The sequence below is a fragment of the Gemmobacter caeruleus genome (assembly GCF_008271655.1).
Classification (GTDB): Bacteria; Pseudomonadota; Alphaproteobacteria; order Rhodobacterales; family Rhodobacteraceae; genus Gemmobacter; species Gemmobacter caeruleus.
In genome coordinates, this window is sequence record NZ_VKKX01000022.1 from 680,613 (window position 1) to 701,436 (window position 20,824).

General features: G+C 68.0%; 14 protein-coding genes. 6 read left to right on the plus strand and 8 right to left on the minus strand.

Features of this window, described 5'->3' with window-relative positions:
• Positions 1-48: 48 nt before the first annotated feature.
• Both ffh and FOA17_RS10305 read right to left on the minus strand, forming a co-directional pair.
• The gene (gene ffh, locus FOA17_RS10300) at positions 49-1,551 is read right to left on the minus strand and encodes a signal recognition particle protein (RefSeq protein WP_149141371.1); all 1,503 of its coding nucleotides are present in this window, start codon (positions 1,549-1,551) and stop codon (positions 49-51) included.
• Between the two features lie 281 nt (positions 1,552-1,832).
• The gene (locus FOA17_RS10305; protein ID WP_149141372.1) at positions 1,833-2,339 is read right to left on the minus strand and encodes a hypothetical protein; all 507 of its coding nucleotides are present in this window, start codon (positions 2,337-2,339) and stop codon (positions 1,833-1,835) included.
• Between the two features lie 341 nt (positions 2,340-2,680).
• On the opposite strand from FOA17_RS10305, the gene FOA17_RS10310 reads away from it, so the two are divergent.
• From FOA17_RS10310 to FOA17_RS19750, 3 genes are all read left to right on the plus strand, one after another.
• The gene (locus FOA17_RS10310; protein WP_149141373.1) at positions 2,681-3,415 is read left to right on the plus strand and encodes a metallophosphoesterase family protein; all 735 of its coding nucleotides are present in this window, start codon (positions 2,681-2,683) and stop codon (positions 3,413-3,415) included.
• 73 nt (positions 3,416-3,488) lie between these two features.
• Entirely contained in the window at positions 3,489-4,049 is a 561-nt protein-coding gene (locus FOA17_RS10315) for a DUF2585 domain-containing protein (RefSeq protein WP_149141374.1), read from the plus strand.
• A gap of 112 nt (positions 4,050-4,161) precedes the next feature.
• Positions 4,162-4,329: a hypothetical protein gene (locus tag FOA17_RS19750; protein ID WP_162528222.1), complete on the plus strand. Its 168-nt coding sequence runs from the start codon at positions 4,162-4,164 to the stop codon at positions 4,327-4,329.
• A 28-nt stretch (positions 4,330-4,357) separates the two neighbouring features.
• Here the strand turns inward: FOA17_RS19750 and FOA17_RS10320 are convergent, their stop codons facing one another.
• The gene (locus tag FOA17_RS10320; RefSeq protein WP_149141375.1) at positions 4,358-5,482 is read right to left on the minus strand and encodes an MFS transporter; all 1,125 of its coding nucleotides are present in this window, start codon (positions 5,480-5,482) and stop codon (positions 4,358-4,360) included.
• A 146-nt stretch (positions 5,483-5,628) separates the two neighbouring features.
• Here FOA17_RS10320 and FOA17_RS10325 point away from each other — a divergent pair, with 146 nt between their 5' ends.
• Positions 5,629-6,804, plus strand: coding sequence for an acetyl-CoA C-acyltransferase family protein (locus tag FOA17_RS10325; protein ID WP_149141376.1), 1,176 nt, complete (start codon positions 5,629-5,631; stop codon positions 6,802-6,804).
• A 31-nt stretch (positions 6,805-6,835) separates the two neighbouring features.
• On the opposite strand, the gene pbpC is transcribed toward FOA17_RS10325, so the two are convergent.
• Positions 6,836-8,872: a penicillin-binding protein 1C gene (gene pbpC, locus FOA17_RS10330; RefSeq protein WP_162528223.1), complete on the minus strand. Its 2,037-nt coding sequence runs from the start codon at positions 8,870-8,872 to the stop codon at positions 6,836-6,838.
• Positions 8,869-14,304 (minus strand): alpha-2-macroglobulin family protein, encoded by a 5,436-nt coding sequence (locus FOA17_RS10335; RefSeq protein ID WP_149141378.1) that lies wholly within the window; start codon positions 14,302-14,304, stop codon positions 8,869-8,871. The genes pbpC and FOA17_RS10335 overlap by 4 nt, the downstream gene beginning before the upstream one ends.
• Before the next feature lie 166 nt (positions 14,305-14,470).
• Between FOA17_RS10335 and FOA17_RS10340 the strand changes: the two genes are divergently transcribed.
• A complete protein-coding gene (locus FOA17_RS10340; protein WP_149141379.1) occupies positions 14,471-17,011 on the plus strand; it encodes a hybrid sensor histidine kinase/response regulator in 2,541 nt (846 codons plus the stop codon).
• Here FOA17_RS10340 and yaaA read toward each other — a convergent pair.
• From yaaA to FOA17_RS10355, 3 genes are read right to left on the minus strand one after another with little or no spacing between them, the layout of a single operon-like run.
• On the minus strand, positions 16,987-17,772 hold the full coding sequence (yaaA, locus tag FOA17_RS10345; protein WP_149141380.1) for a peroxide stress protein YaaA: 786 nt from the start codon (positions 17,770-17,772) through the stop codon (positions 16,987-16,989). The two genes, FOA17_RS10340 and yaaA, sit on opposite strands and share 25 nt — an antisense overlap.
• Positions 17,773-17,775: 3 nt before the next feature.
• Positions 17,776-19,815, minus strand: coding sequence for a DNA helicase RecQ (recQ, locus tag FOA17_RS10350; protein WP_149141381.1), 2,040 nt, complete (start codon positions 19,813-19,815; stop codon positions 17,776-17,778).
• Positions 19,816-19,818: 3 nt separating this feature from the next.
• The gene (locus tag FOA17_RS10355; RefSeq protein ID WP_149141382.1) at positions 19,819-20,103 is read right to left on the minus strand and encodes a YggT family protein; all 285 of its coding nucleotides are present in this window, start codon (positions 20,101-20,103) and stop codon (positions 19,819-19,821) included.
• Between the two features lie 135 nt (positions 20,104-20,238).
• Here FOA17_RS10355 and FOA17_RS10360 point away from each other — a divergent pair, with 135 nt between their 5' ends.
• A complete protein-coding gene (locus FOA17_RS10360; protein ID WP_149141383.1) occupies positions 20,239-20,772 on the plus strand; it encodes an acyl-CoA thioesterase in 534 nt (177 codons plus the stop codon).
• Positions 20,773-20,824 lie beyond the last annotated feature (52 nt).

Below are 20,824 nucleotides of genomic sequence, written 5' to 3' on the forward strand. Positions count from 1 at the left end.
GCCCCCTGCCCCGGCGCGAAAGCACGGCGATATGATCGCGGCGCGCGGTCATTTCTTCTTCATCAGCCCCGACAGGCCCGAGGGCAGGCCCATGCCGCGCGGCAGGCCGGGCATGCCGCCGCCAAGGCCCGGCATCCCCGATTTCATCGCGCGCGCGGCCTCTTCCAGCTGCGCCGGGTCCATGTTCTTGAGGTCGGGCATGCCGGCGCCCTTGCCCATCATGGCCTTGGCGACCTGTTTCATCATGCCGCCCTTGCCCATCTTCTTCATCATGTCGGCCATCTGCTTGTGCTGTTTCAGCAGACGGTTCAGCTCCGACACTTCCAGCCCGGCGCCCTGGGCGATACGCTTCTTGCGGCTGGCTTGCAGAAGGTCGGGATTGGCCCGTTCCTTCTTGGTCATCGAATTGATCAGCGCGATCTGGCGGCGCAGCATGCGGTCGTCAAAGCCCGCCTCCTCGGCGGCCTTGGCGGCCTTGCCCATGCCCGGCAACATGCCCATGACGCCCTGCATGCCACCCATCTTGAGCATCTGGTCAAGCTGCATCTTCAGGTCGTTCATGTTGAACAGACCCTTGGCAAAGCGTTTGGCCATGCGTTCGGCCTGCTCGGCCTCAAAGGTCTCGCGCGCTTTCTCGACCAGCGCCACGATATCGCCCATGCCGAGGATGCGGCCCGCCACACGCTCGGGCTCAAAGGCGTCGATCGCCTCCATCTTCTCGCCCAGACCGACAAAGCGGATGGGCTTGCCGGTCACGGCGCGCATCGACAGCGCGGCACCGCCACGGCCGTCGCCGTCCATCCGGGTCAGCACGACGCCGGAAATGCCGACCTTGCCGTCAAATTCGGTCGCCACGTTCACCGCATCCTGGCCGGTCAGGCCATCGACCACCAGCAGGGTTTCGCGGGGCTGGGCGATGTCGCGCACCGCCTGAACCTCGTCCATCAGCACTTCGTCGATGTGCAGACGGCCCGCGGTATCGAGGAACAGCACGTCATAGCCGCCCAGATTGGCCTGGGTCTTGGCACGTTTGGCGATCTGCACCGCCGATTCGCCCTTGACGATCGGCAGGCTGTCCACGCCGATCTGCCCGGCGAGGATCTGCAACTGCTCCATCGCGGCGGGGCGCTGCGTGTCGAGCGAGGCGAGCAGAACCTTCTTGCCGTTCTTTTCCTTCAGCCGCTTGGCAAGCTTCGCGGTCGTCGTGGTCTTGCCCGACCCTTGCAGACCCACCATCAGGATGGTCGCGGGCGGATTGTCGATCTTGAGCGCATCTGCCGGGCCATCGCCCGACAGCACGCGCACCAGTTCGTCATGCACGATCTTGACGACCTGCTGGCCCGGCGTCACCGATTTGGTGACGGCCTGCCCGGTCGCCTTGGCCTTGACCGCCTTGATGAAATCGCGCGCGACCGGCAGCGAGACATCGGCCTCCAGCAGGGCCGTGCGCACCTCGCGCAGCGCGGTCTCGACATCGGCCTCGCTCAGCGCGCCCTGTTTGGTCAGACGGTCAAAGACGCTGCCAAGGCGTTCGGAAAGCGATTCGAACATGCGTCGTCTCCTCAAGGGCCGGGCCAGCGCCCGAAGGTTCAATGCGGTATGGCACCCGTGGGCGCAACGCGCTGACGGATGGCGATCCCCGCAAATGCGATGGGACCGGAAGCACAGGCCTCCGGGGATTTGGGGCTGTGGATAGGCGCAAGGGGCGCCGGAGTCAAGCGACGAAGCGGTTTCGGGCCAGCCTCGGGCCTTGAACATAAAGACCCCGCAAGCCCTGTGCGGGCTGCGGGGTCTGTTCGGGCGGCGCGGCGTGCCGTGGCGATCCTTGCGGATCAGCTGTCGGATTGCGGCAGCAGGCCCACCAGTTGCGACAGGGTGTAATCGGCCGGGTTCACGCCCAGTTGCGCGGCCAGCTGCACCTTGCCGGCATTCAGGCTGGCGGCGTCAGAGACGGCGCGCGTGGCGCCCGACAGGATCGCGGCCTCGGTCGTGGTGTCGCCCGAACGGCGGGCCTCGGTCAGACGCGACAGTTCGGTCGCCGAGAACTGGCCGGGGGCCACGCGCAGTTGCGCTTCGATCTGGGCGATGCCGGCATTGCCGCTGGCCGCACCCATGCTGGATTTCGACACGCGCGCCCCGGACAGGATCGCGTCGATCCGGCTGGTGTCATTGTCGCGCTTGGCTTCGGCCAGTTGCGACAGTTCGGTGGCGGTCAGGCTGCCGGGGGCCACGCCGAGCAGGTTCGACTGCTGCACGAGGCCGGGGTTCAGCCCCTGGGCCGAGGCGGCGCCGGCGGCGGTGGCCAGAACGAGGGCGGCGACAATGGTTTTCACGGACATGATGATCTCCTGTGTCCTTCGGTTGCGACCCGTGCCGATTGCACCGGGCCTTCCGTTCAACGGTGCCCGTCGGGCCATCCGTCTTCGGTGAGACAGAGTTAGACCCGCAAAAATGTTTTAGTAATATCAATCGATTGATAGGTCACTGTGCAACCACGCACAACACGAAGCCGTGTCGAAAGCGTGACGGAAAGGTGAAAGCGCCGCCCCTTGCAATCGCGCCGCCGCACCCGATTTGAACCGTTGGGTTCATTTACCCTGCGCCCGGGGCTGACCGCGCCGGCTTGCCATTCCCGGCAGGGGGCGTCACAGATCAGCGGACAGGATCAGGAAAACAACGCATGCGCGCCTATGCCATCGGCGATATTCACGGCCATCTCGATCTGCTGGAGAGGGCGCATGATCTGATTGCGCAGGACATGGCGCGCGAGGGTCACGCCACTGTGATCCATGTCGGCGATCTGGTGGACCGGGGCGAAAACAGCCGCGGCGTGATCGAATTCCTGATGGCGGGGCAGGCGCGGGGTGCCGATTGGGTCGTGCTGAAGGGCAATCACGACCGCATGTTCAGCCGTTTCCTTGAAGCGCCCGAGGCGGCAGAGCCGGGCCTGCGCGCCGAATTGTCCTGGCTGCATCCCCGGCTGGGGGGCGGGCCGACGCTGGCATCCTATGGCGTGCATGCCCCGGCCGACCGGCCGGTCGCCGCCGTGCATGCCGATGCGACGCAGGCGGTGCCGGCGGCGCATCGCGACTGGCTGGCCGGGCGCCCCTCGCAGCACCGGCAGGATGATTGCCTGTTCGTCCATGCCGGCATCCGCCCCGGCATTCCCTTTGCGGAACAGACCGAAACCGATCTGGTCTGGATCCGCGAACCCTTTCTGTCAGACACGCGCGATCATGGCGCGTTGATCGTGCATGGCCATACCGCGCTGGACGCGGCGACCCATTACGGCAACCGGCTGAACCTTGACAGCGGCGCGGCCTATGGCGGGCCGCTCTCGGCGGTGGCGATCGAGGGGCGGGCGGCCTGGCTGCTGACCCCGCTGGGCCGCGTCGCGCTGGAAATCGCCGCCTGACCGCGCAAACAAGCCACTGGCCTGCCGCGCGAATTTCGCTAGGCTCCGGCAAAACCCTGCTGGAACACCGCCGATGACCCGCAATGCCTGGCCCTTTGTCGCGACTGCCCTGATCATCCTCGCGGCCTGTCTGTGGCTGCTGCATGTCGGGCGGGTGCCCTATTGCAGTTGCGGCTATGTCAAGCTCTGGCACGGGCAGGTCATCAGTTCGGAAAATTCACAGCATATCGCCGACTGGTATACGCCTTCGCATCTGATTCATGGCTTTCTGTTCTATGGCGCGCTGTGGCTGGTGGCGCGGCGGCTGTCCTTTGGCTGGCGCCTGTCGATCGCCACGCTGATCGAATGCGGCTGGGAGATCCTGGAGAATTCGGCCGCGGTGATCGAACGCTATCGCGCGGTCACCATCGCGCTGGATTACTTTGGCGACAGCGTGATCAATTCGCTGTCCGATATCCTGGCGATGGTGCTGGGTTTCTTTCTGGCGGCCCGGCTGCCGATCTGGCTGTCGGTGCTGATCGTGATCGGGTTCGAGGTGCTGACCACCTGGTTGATCCGTGACGGGCTGACGCTGAACGTGCTGATGCTGCTGTATCCGCTGGAGGCGGTGAAGTCCTGGCAAGGCGGTATTTGAGGCAATATCGACCCAAGCGCCGCCTTTGTGACACGCCACCGCGCGATTGCCCCCACAGCCTGCGCCGAGGCTGACAGCATGGGGGCGTCACATAGCCAGCGGAGCATCAGGGATGACGGTCGAATTGCAGGACGGGATCAGGGTTCTGAAACTGAAGGATAGCGCGGGCGCGCGTGGTGCGGCGTCGGATGACGCCCTGACGCTGCTGCATCTGTGGCGGCTCCTGGGCGGCGATCACATGCTGCGCGACATGACGATCAGCCCGCGCCGTTTTTTGTAACGCGGGCTGCGGGGCGCGCGCGCGCCGGTCAGGCACCCTGGCCGCGCGCCCCGGGCAAGGGCGCCCGGCGCAGCACCAGCGCCAGCAGCGCCGCCACCGTTACCGCGATGGCCAGCCCCGCCATGACCTGAAAAAAGCCGCGCTGGCCCATGCCCTCGGTCAGGCGTGCCAGCAGGAAGGGCAGGCTGATACCACCGACCAGCCCACCCGCCACGATCAGCGGCGAGACGCGCGGGTGCTGGCCCATCCGCCGGGCGGCCTCGACGAAATAGCCCGGAAAGATCATGCCGGCAAAGCCGCCGGCCAGCACGAACATCCAGTAAGGCGGCAGGACGACCGCCGCCGCCATGCACAGCGCGACCCCGCCGACCGACAGCGCATAAAGCGCAAAGGGCGCGATGCGATGCGCGGCAAAGGTCAGCCCGATCCGCGCCAACAGAAAGGCGATGAAAAAGGCGCTCATCGCCTCGGCGCCCTGCACCTCGGACGCGCCGGCCCGCACCAGCGCCGCCGGACCCAGCCCGATCAGCGCCGCCTCAAGGCCGATGCCGCAGGCACCAAAGGCCAGAATTGCCAGATCGGGCCGAAAGGCCGGCGCCGCGGCGGCCATTGCCGGCTGGCCCGCATCACGCGCCACCGCCACCAACAGGGCAAAGCCCACGGCCAGCGACAGGAAGATCAGCCCATAGGCCCCGCCCAGCACAACCAGCGCCATTGGCGCCAGGATCGCGCCGCCACCAAAGACCGCGTTGGTCAGGCTCAGCATGGCCGGGCCGCGCGCGCCGAAACTGGCCAGCAGTCGCGGGTTGAACACCACCGCCGCGCCGCCCTGCCCCATGCCCGACAGCGCCGCCCCCGCCAGCGTGACCGGCCAGCCGGCCCCCGCCCCCAGCAGTGCCGCCCCCGCCGCCAGCAGCAGCACGACCACGCGCGGCGTGATCCGCGTGCCAAGCACAAAGGTCAGCGCGACCCCGCCCGCCGATCCCAGCCAATGCACTGTGAACAGCCCCGAGACCTGCGCGACGCTCTGCCCCGTCTCGCGCGCCAGCATGGGCAGGGCCGGGCCATAGACCGCCTGCAAGCCCCCCATCAGGAAAAAGGTCACAAGGCCGACCGCCAGCAACAGGATGCGGTCTCCGGCGGTGTCGGTCATGGTCATCTCTCCTCGCGCGCCGCGCCTCATCTGCCTGCGTCAGGGCAAAGTCAACAGGTCTTGCCCGAATCCCGGACGTAACGTCACACTCGCCTCGGCGCGCGACAATCGACAGTCTTCTCACGATTTCACAAAGGGGCTTCTCCATGACCGACATCGTCATTCTTTCCGGCGCCAGAACCGCCATCGGCGGCTTTGGTGGCAGCCTTGCCGGCATCGCGCCGATCGACCTGGCCGCGCATGTTGCGCGCGCCGCGCTGGACCGCGCCGGGGTCGAGGGCGCGCAGATCGGCACCACGGTCTTTGGTCATGTCATCAATACCGAACCGCGCGACATGTATCTGAGCCGCGTCGCCGCCAGCCAGGCCGGCGTTCCCGACAGCGCGCCCGCGATGAACGTGAACCGCCTTTGCGGATCGGGGGCGCAGGCCATCGTCTCGGCCACCCAGGCACTGATGCTGGGCGATGCCGATTTCGCCCTGGCCGGCGGCGCCGAAAGCATGAGCCGCGCGCCCTATGCCCTGCCCGCCGCCCGCTGGGGGCAGAAGATGGGCGACACCAAGGCGATGGACATGATGACCGGCGCGCTGACCTGCCCCTTTGGCACCGGCCATATGGGCGTCACCGCCGAGAATGTGGCGGCGGAATGCGGCATCAGCCGCGCCGATCAGGATGCTTTCGCGCTGGAAAGCCAGAACCGCGCCGCCCGCGCCATTGCCGAGGGGTATTTCAGGGATCAGATCGCGCCCTATGAAATCGCCGGACGCAAGGGGCCGGTGGTGTTCGACACTGACGAACATCCCAAGGCCACCTCGCTGGAGGCGCTTTCGGGCCTCAAGACCGTGTTCCAGAAGGATGGCACAGTGACGGCGGGCAATGCCTCGGGGATCAATGACGGCGCGGCGGCGGTGATCCTGGCCCGCGCCGATGCGGCGGAAAAGGCGGGGCTGACGCCGCGCGCGCGGATCCTTGGCTATTCGGTGGCCGGGGTGCGGCCGCAGGTGATGGGCCTCGGCCCGATCCCGGCGGTGCGGCAGCTTCTGGCGCGGACCGGCCTTTCGGTAGCCGATTTTGACCTGATCGAATCGAACGAGGCCTTCGCCGCGCAGGCGCTGGCGGTGTCAAAGGAACTCGGCCTCGACCCGGCCAAGGTGAACCCCAATGGCGGCGCCATCGCGCTTGGCCATCCGGTCGGCGCGACCGGCGCCATCCTGACCGTGAAGGCGATGTATGAGCTGGAGCGCACCGGCGCCAAGCGCGCCATCGTCACGATGTGCATCGGCGGCGGTCAGGGCATCGCCATCGCGTTGGAGCGGGTCTGACCCCCGCCCTGGCCCCCGTTCCGGCGGGGGCCTAGCGCAGCAGCACGCGCACCCGCGACGACCGCCCCTCGGCGTCGATCACACTCAGCGTGACGAAACCGGCGCCGGGCAGGGACAGCAGCGTCTCGCGGCTGCGCAGCCCGGTGCGCAGCGGCACGCCATCGGCCATCAGCGTCAGCGGCAATGTGCCGCCGCGCAGCTTGACCAGCACCTGCCCGTCCAGCCGTTCGACCTCGGCGCCCTCGGGAGGGAAGGTCAGGCGCGGCGCATCCGCCGCCGCCTCGAACGCCGCGGTGCGCGACCGGAAACGACGCAGTGGCTGCGGCAATTGCGCGTTTGACACCAGAAGCGTGGCCTTGGGCGCGGGCGGCAGCGGCGTCAGGCTGCGGCTGACGCGGCCCATGGCCTGAAACAGCACCGGCGCCGCGCTGTCGGCGCCAAAGGCACCGGGCACCGGCGTCCCATCGGCCCGACCCATCCAGACCCCCGCCACATGCGCCCCGTCAAAGCCGATGGCCCAGGCATCGCGATGCCCGTAAGAGGTGCCGGTCTTGTAGGCCAGCCGGTTTTCCGGCGCGCCGGGCGGCGGCGGCAGGCCCGCCAGAATATCGGCCACCTGCCAGGACGCGACGGCCGACATGACGCGCTGCCCCTCATGCCCCGCGCCGCTGCTGCGCAGGGGCAAGGCGACACCGCCCCGGGCAATGGCGGCGTAAAGCTGCACCATGTCTTGCAGCGTCACCCCCACCCCGCCCAGCGATATCGCCAACCCCGGCTCGTCGCCCTTCAGCACCGGGGCCATGCCGGCACGACGCATCCCGGCAATGACCTTGGCCGGGCCAAGCGCATCGGTCAGCAGCACCACGGGGATATTGAGCGACAGTTGCAGCGCCTCGCGCAGGCGGATCGTGCCGCGCCAGGTCTTGTCGAAATTCTGCGGCGCATAGGTGCCGAAATTCACCGGACGGTCGTCGATCATGGTTTCGGGATGGGCCAGCCCCTCGTCAAAGGCCAGACCATAGACCAGCGGCTTGAGCGTGCTGCCGGGCGAGCGCAGCGCCTGCGTCATATCGACGAAACCCTGCCGCCGGTCGGCCAGAAACCCGGCCGACCCGACCGAGGCGAGGATCTCGCCCGACCGGTGATCGGCCACCAGAATGGCGATCTGCAACTGATCGCCCTTGCCCGCCACCGCCTCGCGCGCCAGCGCCTCCAGCCCGCGTTGCAACCCGGCCTCCAGCGTCAGGCGATGCAGCGGCAGGCCCGGGGCCTCGGCCAAGGCGCGGTCCGCCAGATGCGGCGCCAGCATCGGCACGGGCTTGCGGGCATCGGGCACCCGCTCGCCCGCGGTTTCGCGCGCGGCCTCGGCGCTGATGACACCATCGCGCAGCGCGCGTTCCAGCACGCGGCCCCGCGCCTCGGCGGCACGGCCCGGATGGCGGTCGGGGCGCCGGCTTTCGGGGGCCTGCGGAATGGCCACCAGCAACGCCGCCTCGGCCGGGGTCAGGCGCCGCGGTTCCTTGCCGAAATAGGCCAGCGACGCGGCGCGCACCCCTTCCAGATTGCCGCCATAGGGCGCCAGCAGCAGATAAAGCTGCAAGATCTGATCCTTGGTCAGCCGCTGTTCCAGCGCCAGCGCGACCCGCATCTGCCGCAGCTTGCCCGCCACCTTGCCGGTGCCGCTCTGTTCCAGCAGCCGCGCCACCTGCATGGTCAGCGTGGACCCGCCCGACACGATGCGACCATGGCGCAGCGCCTGCCCCGCCGCGCGCACCATCGACCGCCAATCCACCCCCGCATGGCGGTAGAACCGCTTGTCCTCATAGGCGACCAGCATGGCAAGATAGGTCGGGTCCACCGCATCAGGCGGCAGCGCCATGCGCCAGCGCCCGTCAGCGACGGTATAGGCGCGCAGCAGGATGCCGTTGCGATCCACCACCTCGACCGAGGTCGGCAGGCTGAGCGCGGGCAGATCGGTGGCCGCCACCCAGTCGCGGCCGCGATCCAGCCCGAAGGCCGCCGCCCAAAGGGCGACGGCCAGCGCAAGGGGCCAGCGGGCGCGCATCACTCGGCGATCGTGATCCGGCCCGTGCCGCTTTGGGCGCGGAAGCTCGGGCGATACATGTCCTCGACCGAGGCCGCCGGATGGGTAAAGGCGCCGGGCGACACTGCCCGCACGATATAGGCCAGCCGGAAGGGCGCGTTGTCATAGCGATCCAGCGCGGTCAGGAAACGGTCCTGCCGGAATTCGCTATGCGCGGCATCGGTTTCCAGCCCGAGCCAATCCAGCGCCTCCACCGCGCCGCCGCCGATCAGGTTGGGGTTGTCGATCTCCAGCCCGGCGGGCAGCGGATCGTTCACCATCAACCGGGCCTCGCCGCGGCCAAAGGGCGTCACCTCCAGCACCGCAACCAGCCGGTCGCCCACCTTCAGCCCCTCCAGCGAGGCGGCCTTGCCTTCCAGCGTGTAATAGCTGCGGGTGATGCCATAGCCATTGCCGCCCGCCGTCAGCGGCTCGGCCGGGGTGCCATAGGTGGTGACGGTGAGGAGGGTCTTGGCCCCGTCATTCTGCACCACGGTCGGCGCGCCGCCCTCGGACAGCACGCGCACCAGCGGGCCGTCAATCGCCGCGCCGTTCAGCGTGACATCCACCCCCGCCCCGTCGATCAGCGCGTTGGAGGCCAGCAGCGTCCAGACGCTTTCCTGCGTGGACATGGCGCCGGTGGTGCTGATGCGGCTGACCAGTTCGTCGCGGTTCACCGCCTCGGACCCGGCCTCGACCGCCAGCGTCAGCACCGCCGCCGTATCGCGCAGGTTGGTGCCGTAATCGGCGCGGTAGATCTGGGCGGTATCGGGCTTGGCCGCATCAAGCCGCGCCATCGCCTTGCGGAACATCGCATCCGCCCGGCCCGGATCGCCATAGGAGGCCAGCGCCGCGCCCAGTTGCGCCTGCGCCAGCGCGGTGGCAAAGGCATCGCCCTTCACATCGGCATAATAGCGCAGATCGCCGACCGCCGCTGCGCCCTCGCGCGCCAGCACCATCAGCGCATAGGCCAGATCCTCGCCGCCCTTGTCGAAATCGGCATAGTAATTGACCTGATTGCGCAGATTGTCGAGCGCGTTGCGGAAGGCGAGATCGGGCACCTCAAAGCCCTGCGCCCGCGCCCGCGACAGGAAGTCGCTGACATAGGCATCGAGCCACAGATCCTGCCCCACGCTTTCGGGTGCAGACCACAGGCCGAACGACCCTTCGGCGTTCTGGTTCTGCAAGATCTCGGTCACCGATTGCGCGATGCGCAGGCGGATATTCTCGGCCCCCTTCAACTGCATCACCTGCGCGACCTGATCGAAATAGACCAGCGGCAAGGCACGCGACGTCATCTGTTCGGTGCAGCCATAGGGGTAGCGGTCCAGTGCCTCCAGCAGACCCGGCGCGTTCAGGCGTGCGATGGGGCCGACGGCCAGCGTGGCCTTCGCGCTGCCGGGCAGGAAGCCGTCAAAGGCATTGGCGTCGAAGGTGAAGCTCTGGCCCTTGTCGAGGTCAAAGCGGCTGATCCGCGCGATCTCCGGCTCGTTCGATTGGACGGGCAGGGTCAGGGTCTTGACCAGTTCCTTGCCCTCCGGCGTGGTCAGGGTGACGGTGATGCGGTGCAGGCCCGGCGCCGTGGCCGTGACCGGGATGCGGATCACCTGTTTCTGCTTTTCGCCCAGGTCGATCTCGGCGGGCACGGCGCCCAGCGTGACGCCTTCGGCGGTTGCGGCCAGTTTCATGCGCCCGGCGGGGCCGGTGGCATGCACGATTTCCAGCAGCAGGCGGCTGTCATCGCCCGGCGCCATGAAGCGCGGCAAGGAGGCGCTGACCACCACCGGGTCGCGCACCAGAATGTCGGCGCTGGCCTGCCCCACGCCCTTGCCCGACCAGGCAACCGCCATCACCTTGACCGTGCCGTTGAAGGCCGGCAGGTCAAAGCGGGCATGGGCCAGCCCGTCGGCCCCCACCTGCACAGGGCCGGTGAAATAGGCCACCAGCTCCTCGGTCGGGGGCGGGGCTTGCAGACGGGCCTGCGCGCCGGCATCGCCGCCGGAACGCACCTGCCCTTCGGCCCCGTTCAGCCCTTCGATCAGCCGGCCATAGACATCGCGAATGCCGATGCCCAGCTTGCGCTGACCGAAATAATACCCGGCGGGGTCGGGCGCCTTGAAGCCGGTCAGGTTCAGGATGCCCACATCCACCGCCGCGACCGTGACCCAGGCATCGTCCCCCTCGGCCAGACCGGCAACCTTGATCGCCAGATCGACCGGCGCGCGCGGGGCGGCCTCGGGCGGGGCCTTGACCGCCACCTCCAGCCGGGCGGCGCCGGGGTCGATGGCGGCATGGGTCAGGCCAAGCGCGCGGGCCGGGTTGCGCCCCGCCGCCACATCCATCGGCCGCAGGACCGAGGCCGTGACATAGACCCCCGCGCCCCAGTCATCGGTTACCGGCAGGTCGATCATGTTCTCGCCCTCGGTCACTTCCACCGCCTGCATCGACACCAGCCGGTCGGCCAGCACCATGACCAGCGCCGTGCCCGCCGCGCGCGGCACCAGCCGCAGGCGGGCCACCTCGCCCGGGCGATAGGCGGGCTTGTCAAGCGACAGGTCCAGCGTGTCGGGCGTGGCCGAGGCATCGGCGGGCGCATACCAGCCGGCATAGAAACGGGTCGAGGTTTCGGCCGGCGTGCCATCCACCCGGCTGACCGCCAGTTCGTATTCGCCCCACCGCACGGCGGCGGCAATCTCCACCGGCGCGGCGCCCAGATCGGCCTCGCCATTGGCGACGCGGCTACGGCTGGTCACGGGTTCCCAGTTCCAGTTGCCCGAGGCGTTATACCATTGATATTCCGTCTCGATCCGGGTCAGCTCCCAGGCGACCTTCATCGGTTCCGGCGCGGCACCGGCACCGATGCCGATCAGCGCAAAGCGCGGCTCGCCATTCTCCGGCACCTCACCGTCAAACAGCGGTTTCACCCCGATCATCGGGCTGGAAGGGGTCAGGATCCGCTCCACCCGCCGCTCCACCGGGCGGCCCGAGCCTTCGGCGATGCGCAGGGTAAAGCGCGCCTCCAGCGGGCGGCCCGGATCATCGACCTCGGGCAGGCTGGCCCGCACCGTGGCCTTGCCGGCCGCATCGGTGCGCGCGCCCGCGATCGGCTCCATCCGTGCGTCAAAGGGTTGGTCGTGGCGGCCAAAGACATAGCCGGGAAAGCCCGGCAGTTCCTTGGCGGCGCGCAGAGCCACATCACCCTCGATCGCCAGATCGCCGCCCGGCGCGCCGAACAGGTATTTCGCCTGGACCCCGATTTCCGCGCTGTCGCCCAGACGCAGCGGCGTATCGGGCAGGGCCAACGCATAGTCGATGCGTTCGGGCAGGAAATCCTCGACCAGGAAGGTCTGGCTGGTCAACGGGCTGGCCTCGGGATCGGCATAGACCTCCATCTTCCAGACGCCGCGCGGGGCGGATCCGGCAATCGGCTGGGCAAAGACATGGCCGCCCTGCCCCGCATCAGGGGCCTGCGCCCGGGCATATTCCACCCCGTCGGGACGCTTGAAGATGGCGGTCAGCGGCAGGCCGGTGATCGCCTGCGCCTGCGGATCGCGGGTCAGCGCGGTCGCATAGACGGTTTCGCCCGCGCGATAGGCGCCGCGGTCGGTGGTCAGGAACACATCCACCGGGCCGGCGGCCTCGCGTCCCTCCACGCCGCGATCCGACAGGTCAAACTCCGGGTCGGTCAACGACAGGAAGGCCAGATCGCCCTCGCCCTCGCGCGCGACGAGCATCGCGGGCGCCGCCCCGCCGGTGCCGCGCGTCAGCCCGGCGTCAAAGCGGGCATAGCCCTTGTCATCGGTCGTCGTCATGGCCAGCACCGCGTTGGTGCGGCTCAGAAGCTCGACCGTCACCCCCGGCTTGGCCGCCGCCGTGCCCAGGCTGCGCACGATCACATGCAGCCCGTCCGTCCCCGACAGCGAGGTCACGCCAAGGTCGGAGACCACGAACCATTGCCAGGCCGCCGGCACCGCATAGGGGTCAACCCCCGGCACGCTGGCCTTGAGCGCATAGATCCCCGCCGGGCGGTCCTTCAGCGCCTCGGCCATGGGCAGGCGGGTGGTGACATCCTTGTTCACCTCTTGCGCCATGGTCGCCGTCCCGGTCCAGAGCCGTTCGCCCACATCGTCGGTGAAGCCGGATTCCTGATATTCGGCAATCGGCCAGCTCAGATAGCCATTCTGCACCGCCCGCAGGATGTTGCGGTCAGACACGCGGAACAACGCAAGATCCAGCTTGTCGGTATTCACCGTCACCACCGGCAGCGCGGCGCCATCGCCGCGCGGCAAGACATAGGCGCGCCCGGCAAAGCGGACGCCGGGCTGGCGGTCGCGCACATAGGCGCTGATCTGCACCGATTTCGCCAGTTCCTGCCCGTCAGCCGAAGGCAACCCCTCGCGGAAGGTCAGCTGATAGCGTTTGCCATGGGCCATCCCCTCCACGCAGAGCTGGCGCCAGCCGCCGGGCTGCACCGTCAACCCGGCCTCGGGCAGTTGCACGAAGGGGGTATAATCCAGCCCCGATTCCACCAGATCCTCAGAGGTGTTGACGCAGACCCGCGGCCGCGCGGTATCGCTTTGCACATCGGTTTCCAGAATGCGGAAGCCGTATTTGCCGGCGTAGTCGTCCAGCAGCGCCGCGGTATCGTCGCGCGGCTGCAATTGCTGGGCCAGACGCAGTGCCTTGACGGCATCATTGCCCCTTCCATCGGTCTCCATCGCGCGGGCCATGATCACCAGCGCATTGTGGCGGATCGCCTTGTTCGCGGCGCGCAGATAGGCATTGGTCGCGGCCGGGATCGCGCGGCGGCGATAGTCGGTAGCCCCCTCGCGATTGTCGCGCGATGCCTCGGCCAGCAGGCGCGCATATTCCACCCAGACCTCTGCCTTGTCCGAGGCATTGACCGCCGCCCCCGCCAGATCGGCGGCGGCGCGCAGCATGCCTTCGGCCTCGCGGTCGCGCGCGGTGGAGAGGTGTTCCTCGGCGGTCCATTGCCCGGTAGTGTGGCGGTTGGCCAGGCCCTGCGCCTGCTCCAGCGCCGCCGCGATCTCGTCATCGCGCAGGAAGGTCAGCTCTGCCCGCCGGTCGGGCGCCGCGGCCACCACCTTGGCATCATTGCTGACCAGCCGGCCCGAAAACGCGCCCTGATAAAACGCTTCCTCGCCCGGATTCTGCTTGGTGAAGCACGATCCGTTGCGGCTGTTGAAGGTGAAATGCGTGCAGCGCTGATCGGCCATGCAGGCGCGTTCGCAAGCCTCGATCGTGGTGTCGAACTGGCTCGACAGATCGCCGCCCGGCAGATCGGCATCCTGGCTGAGAACAAAGCGCTTGGCCGGCACGATCTCCTGCGCCGAGGCGCCAAGGGCGAGACAGGCAAGCGTCGCGGCGGTGGCAAGGATGCGATGAAAGGCGGGCATGAACGACTCCCCATAAAATACGCGGGGATGGTTGCACGGCGCGGCCGCGCTTTCAACGTCAGGCGGCAGGAATTTCGCGATTTGTTCCCGTTAAGTTTTGTTTCACGTTGTTGCGCCAGTTTGCAGGAACAAGGGGCCAGAACGGCCGCCGCGGGTTGAGAATCGCATGGAACTGATGGATCGGCTGGCGAAGGAAAGGCGGGGGCGGCTGGCGGCGGAACGGCTGCTGGAACAGAAAAGCCGCGAATTGTTCGCCGCCAATGAAAAGCTGGCGCTGCATGCCCGCGCCCTGTCGGACCAGATCGTCGAACAGCGGCAGATGGTGAAATCCGCCCTGTCGGAGGCTGAGGCGCTCAAGGGTCAGAACCTGCGCTTTCTGAACGATCTGGAACGCGCCCATACCGCCGCCGTCATGGCCGAACGCCGGCTGTGGGATTCGATCGACACCATTCGCGACGGCTTTGCCGTGTTCGATGGCGCCAACCGCCTGGTCGCCGCCAATGCCGCCTTTCGCCGGCTGTTCGAATGCGACGATATCCTGCCCGGCCAGGGCTATGTCGCGATCCTCGCCATCATCGCCGAAAATGGCGTGGTCGATATCGGGGACGAAGCGCCGCAGGACTGGTGCGCCCGCATGGTCAGCCGGTGGGATCAGGAACCGCTGGAGCCGGTGGTGCTGCACCTGACCTCGGGCCAATGGGTGCGGCTGGTCGATCGCCGCGCCCGCGATGGCGACATGGTCAGCCTTGCCGTCGATATTACCGAACAGATGCGCATCTGGGCCGCGATCGAGGCGATCCCCGACGGTTTCGTGCTTTTTGACAGGGAGGACCGGCTGATGGTCTGCAATCAACGCTACCGCGACCTCTATGCCGAAAGCGCCCCGGCCATGGTGCCCGGCGCCAGCTTCGAGGCGATCCTGCGCTATGGCTTGCAGCATGGCCAATATGCCGATGCCATGGGCCGCGAGGAGGAGTGGTTGCAGGAACGCCTGGCGATGCGCGGCGCGCCGAGCGTGGAATTCGAACATGCGATTTCCGGCAATCGCTGGCTGCGGGTCATCGACAAGGCCACGCCCGATGGCGGCCGCGTAGGGTTGCGCGTCGATATCACCGAAGCGCGCGACCAGAAGGCCGCACTGGAAAGCGCACGCGAGGCCGCCGAGGCGGCGGTGAGGGCGAAATCGGCCTTCCTCGCGAACATGAGCCACGAGATCCGCACCCCGATGAATGGCGTGGTCGGCATGGCCGAACTGCTGTGCGACACGCCGCTCAGCGACGAGCAGCGCCTGTTCGCCGACACGATCCGCTCCTCGGGCGAGGCGCTGCTGGTCATCATCAACGACATCCTCGATTATTCCAAGATCGAGGCCGAGCGGCTGACCCTGCACCCCGAACCCTTTGATCTTGAACGGGTGATCCACGAGGTCGCGATGCTGTTGCAACCCCGGGCACGGCCCAAGGGGGTGGATTTGCTGATCGACTTCGACATGTTCCTGCCCACGCGCTATGTCGGCGATCCGGGCCGGCTGCGGCAGGTGCTGACCAACCTCATGGGCAATGCGGTGAAATTCACCGAACAGGGGCATGTGCTGGTGCGGGTCGTCGGGATCGAGGCCGGCGACGGCTGTCAGCAGCTTCATATCACGGTCGAGGATACCGGCATCGGCATCGCGCCGGAAAACCTCGATCACATCTTTGGCGAGTTCAATCAGGTGGACAGCGCCTCCAACCGCAAGTTCGAGGGGACGGGGCTGGGGCTCGCCATCACGCAGCGTCTGGTCGAACATATGGGCGGCGCGGTCTGGGTGGACAGCGAACCGGGGCGCGGGTCATGCTTTGGCTTCCGCCTGTCGCTGCCGGTTGCCGAACAGAGCGATGAGACGCCCGGGCCGATCACACTGCGCCGCGCGCTGGTGATCGACGACCAGTTCATCAACCGCACGATCCTGGAACGGCAGCTGACGACCTGCGGCATCGCCGTCACCCTGTGCCGCAGCCTGGCCGAGGCGCAGCCGATCCTGGAGGCCGACCCCGGCCATGACGTGATCCTGTGCAGCCATGCGCTGCCGGAACTCGATGCGCTGACCTTTCTTCAGGAAATCCGCGCCGCCGGGATCGAAACGCCCGTCCTGATCCTGTCCAGCAACCCCGCCACGCTGCGCGATGCCCCCGGCGCCGAGGCGGTGGCGGGTTTTCTGCAAAAGCCGGTGCTGCGCGCCGATCTCTATCGCAAGCTTCAGGCGCTCTCGCCCGGCGTGGCGGGGTCGCGCGCGGTCGCGGAATTGCGGCAGATGCGGGTGCTGGCGGCCGAGGACAACCGCACCAACCAGCTGGTCTTCCGCAAGATGGTGCGGGATTTCGACATGGATCTGGTCTTTGCCAATAACGGCCGCGAGGCAGTTGATCTGTTCACCAGCTTTGCCCCCGACCTGATCTTCATGGATATTTCCATGCCCGAGATGGACGGGCGCGAGGCCGCCCGTGCCATCCGCACCCAGGAGGGCGGGCGGGGCCATGTGCCGATCATCGCGCTGACCGCGCATGCGATGGAGGGTGACGCGGAATCGATTCTGGCCGCGGGGATCGATCGTTATCTGACGAAACCCCTGCGCCGCAACGCCATCACCGAGGCCTTGTCCAGTCTTGCGCCCGCAGGGGTGCGCCCGCCGGTCCCGGCCGATCAGGATACCAGTTCGGCGGCCTGATCGGCGCGGCGGAACACAAGCGTTTCGGGCTGCGACTGCGCCGCGTCAAAGCGATAGCCGCCCGCCGTGAAACCGCGCAGATCGGCGGGGTCGGTCAGGCGGTGGATCATGACATGACGCGCCAGCGCGCCCCGGGCCTTCTTGGCGTGAAAGCTGATGACCTTGGGCCCGCCGGGCCGGTCTTCCAGAAAGACCGGGGTCACCACGGGCAGTCGCAGCGCGCCGCGATCGACCGCGCGGAAATATTCGATCGAGGCGCAGTTGAGGAGGAACCGCGCCCCCGCCCCATCCGCCGCGGCATTCAGCGCGGTGGCGATCCGCGTGCCCCACCAGGCGTAAAGATCGGCGCCACGGGGGTTGACCAGCCGCGTGCCCATCTCCAGCCGATAGGGCTCGATCAGGTCGGTCGGACGCAAGAGGCCGTATAGCCCCGAGAGGATGCGCAGGCTCAGCCCCGACCAGCGCCAGGCATCGGCCTCCAGCCGGGGCGCCTCCAGCCCGGCATAGGTGTCGCCGTCAAAGAGCAGCGCCGCCGGATGACGATCCTGCGTGCCGAAGGCCGCGAAGCGCCGGTGATTGAGCTGCGCCAGCGCCGGCGACAGATCCATCAGTCGGCCCAGATCGGCCTCGGACAGCCCGCGCGCGACGCTGGCCAGCGCAAGGGTCTCGGCGGGGAAGTCCGGCTCGGTCGCGGCGATGCCGGGCGGCAGGGCAGCGGGCGGATCGGCCAGGCGCTTGGCGGGGGAAATCACGGTGAGCATGGGTTATCCGTTCCGGCAGATTTCGAGAAAGGCCGTGCCAAAGCGGTCGAGCTTGGCCGCCCCCAGATCGCCCGCGCGGTCGAGATCGGCCAGGTTCTGCGGCCGCGCCTCGGCGATGCGGCGCAGGCTGGATTGCGACAGCGACAGCGGCTTGCCGGTGCCATCCTCGCCGCGCATCAGGCGCAATTGCGCCTCGGCCAGCCGGTCGAAGATGGCGCCGGCGGGTTGGCCGGCCAGGCGCATCCGTGCCGGATGCAGACTTTCCGCCGCGCCGGTGATCACTGACAGAAAGGCCGCGCCATAGCTTTCCAGCTTTTTCGCGCCGACGCCGCTGATCCCGGCCATGTCATCCAGCGTGGCGGGCCGGCGTTCGGCCATTTCGGCTAGCGTCCGGTCCGGGAAGATCACATAGGCGGGCACGCGCGCGGCCTCGGCCAGGGCGCGCCGCTTGGCCTTGAGCGCCGACAGTAGCGGCGCGTCCTCCTCGGCCACCAGCGCCTTGACCGCCGGGCGGGCCGCGGCCTGCACCGTGTCGCGGCGCAGGGTGATCGCCGCCTCGCCGCGCAGGATGGGGCGGGCCGCCTCGGTCATGCGCAGGCCGCCAAAGCGTTCGGGGTCAGGGCGCAGCAGGTCGCGCCCCATCATCTGCCGAAACACCGCGCCCCAGCCGGATTTCGACAATTCGCCCCCCACGCCAAAGGTGGGCAGCTGGTCATGGCCCTTTTCGCGCACCTTGGGCGTGGCATTGCCGGTCAGAATGTCGATCAGGTGCCCGGCACCGAACCATTCGCCGGTGCGCAGCGCCGCCGACAGCGCCTTGCGCACCGCGTCGGTCGCATCGAAAAGCTGCGCCGGCCGGTCGCAAAGGTCGCAATGGCCGCAGGGCGCGCTGTCCTCGCCGAAATAGCGCAGCAAGACCTGCCGCCGGCAGCCCGTCGCCTCGGCCAGACCCAGCAGCGCATTCAGCCGGGCGTGATCGGCCTCCTTGCGTTCCAGCGGCGCGGGGCTTTCGTCGATCTGGGCGCGGCGCAGGCGGATATCGTCGGGGCCATAGAGCGTCAGCGTCTCGGCCGGGGCGCCATCGCGACCGGCGCGGCCGATTTCCTGATAATAGGCCTCGATCGACTTGGAGAGGTCGGCATGGGCAACCCAGCGGATATCGGGCTTGTCGATGCCCATGCCGAAGGCGATGGTGGCACAGACGATCAGCCCATCCTCACGCTGAAAGCGCTCCTCGACGCGGCGGCGCTCCTCGGCCTCCATCCCGCCGTGATAGTGGCAGGTCAGGTGCCGCGCCTCATGCAGCGCCTGGGAAAGCGTTTCGGTCTTGGCGCGGGTGGCGCAATAGACGATGCCGGATTGGCCGCGCCGGGCGGCGGCAAAATCGAGGATCTGGCGGCGCGGGCTGTCCTTCACCGCAAAGGCGAGGTGGATATTGGGCCGGTCAAAGCCGCGCAGGAAGGTGGCGGGGGGCTGACGGTCGAACAGGCGGGTGACGATCTCGGCCCGGGTTTCCTCATCCGCGGTGGCGGTAAAGGCCGCCAGCGGCACGCCAAGCGCGCGTTTCAGATCGCCGATGCGCAGGTAATCGGGGCGGAAATCATGGCCCCACTGGCTGACGCAATGCGCCTCGTCCACGGCGATCAGGCTGACACGCGCCCGGCGCAACAGCGCGGCGGTGCCGCCAAGGGCCAACCGTTCGGGCGCCATGTAAAGCAGCTTCAGCCGCCCGGCGTCGATGGCCTGAAAGACGGCCTCGGTCTCTTCCTCGGTATTGCCGGAGGTCAGCGCGCCGGCCTCCACCCCCGCCTCGCGCAGGCTGCGCACCTGGTCGCGCATCAGCGCGATCAGCGGCGAGATGACCACCGTCACCCCGTCGCGGCACAGCGCCGGCAATTGAAAGCACAGCGACTTGCCCCCGCCGGTCGGCATGATGGCCAGCGTGTCGCGCCCGGCCAGCACCGCCTCCACGATCTCTTCCTGGCCGGGACGGAAGGCCCCGAAGCCAAAGATCGAGGCCAGAAGCTCGCGCGGGTGCTGCATAGGTCAGTAGGCGTAGGCGTTGTTCAGGATGATGATGCGCAGCGCGTAAATCGCCAGAAGCGCCACCAGCGGCGCGAGGTCGATCCCGCCCAGATCGGGCAGGATGCGGCGCAGCCGGCCATAGACCGGCTCCAGCAGGCGGTTCAGGCCATACCAGAGCTGCGCGACCAGCGGCTGCCGCAGGTTCAGCACCTGAAAGTTGATCAGCCACGACATGATGATATGGGCGATGATGATGAACTGCGCGACGCCGATCAGCATCAGCAGGATTTGCAGGATCGAAACCATGGCGTCCTCACTATCTGTTGTGGTTGAGGTAGCGCGCGCCCCCCAAAAGCACAACCTTTTCCGCGCAAGAATTGCCGCAGCGTTCCGCTTGACCCCGCAGGCCGGGCACGGCAGGCCGTGCGGCGGAGGTGCGCCATGTATCCTTATGTCCGACTTCTGAAAGAAATCCTGAACGCCCGGCGGGCGCCGAAACTGGGCCTGCTGGACACCCATGTCAGCCGGCATGTCTGCTGGCCCTGGGATATCGACCCCTGGATGGAGCTGAACAACGGCCGCACGCTGACGCTTTTCGATCTGGGCCGGGTGCCGCTGGGCATCCGCACCGGGCTGGACAAGGTGGTGCTGAAACATCGCTGGGGCATGGCGATCGCCGGCAATTCCACCCGCTATCGCAAGCGCGTCACCGCCTTTCAGCGCGTCACCATGCGGTCGCGCTGCGTCGGGTGGGATGCGCGGTTTCTGTATATCGAGCAAAGCATGTGGCGGGGCGAGGAATGCACCAGCCAGATGCTCTGCCGGTCGGCCTTCACCTCGCGGCAGGGCATGATCCCACCCGCGCGGGTGGTGGAGGCGATGGGTCTGGCGCAGGAAAGCCCCGCCCTGCCCGACTGGGTGCAGCACTGGATCGCCGCCGACGCGACCCGCCCCTGGCCGCCTGACGCGCGCTGAAACCTTGCGCCCCGCGCCGGTTTCGGGCTTGATCGCGCAAACAACGCGGGGG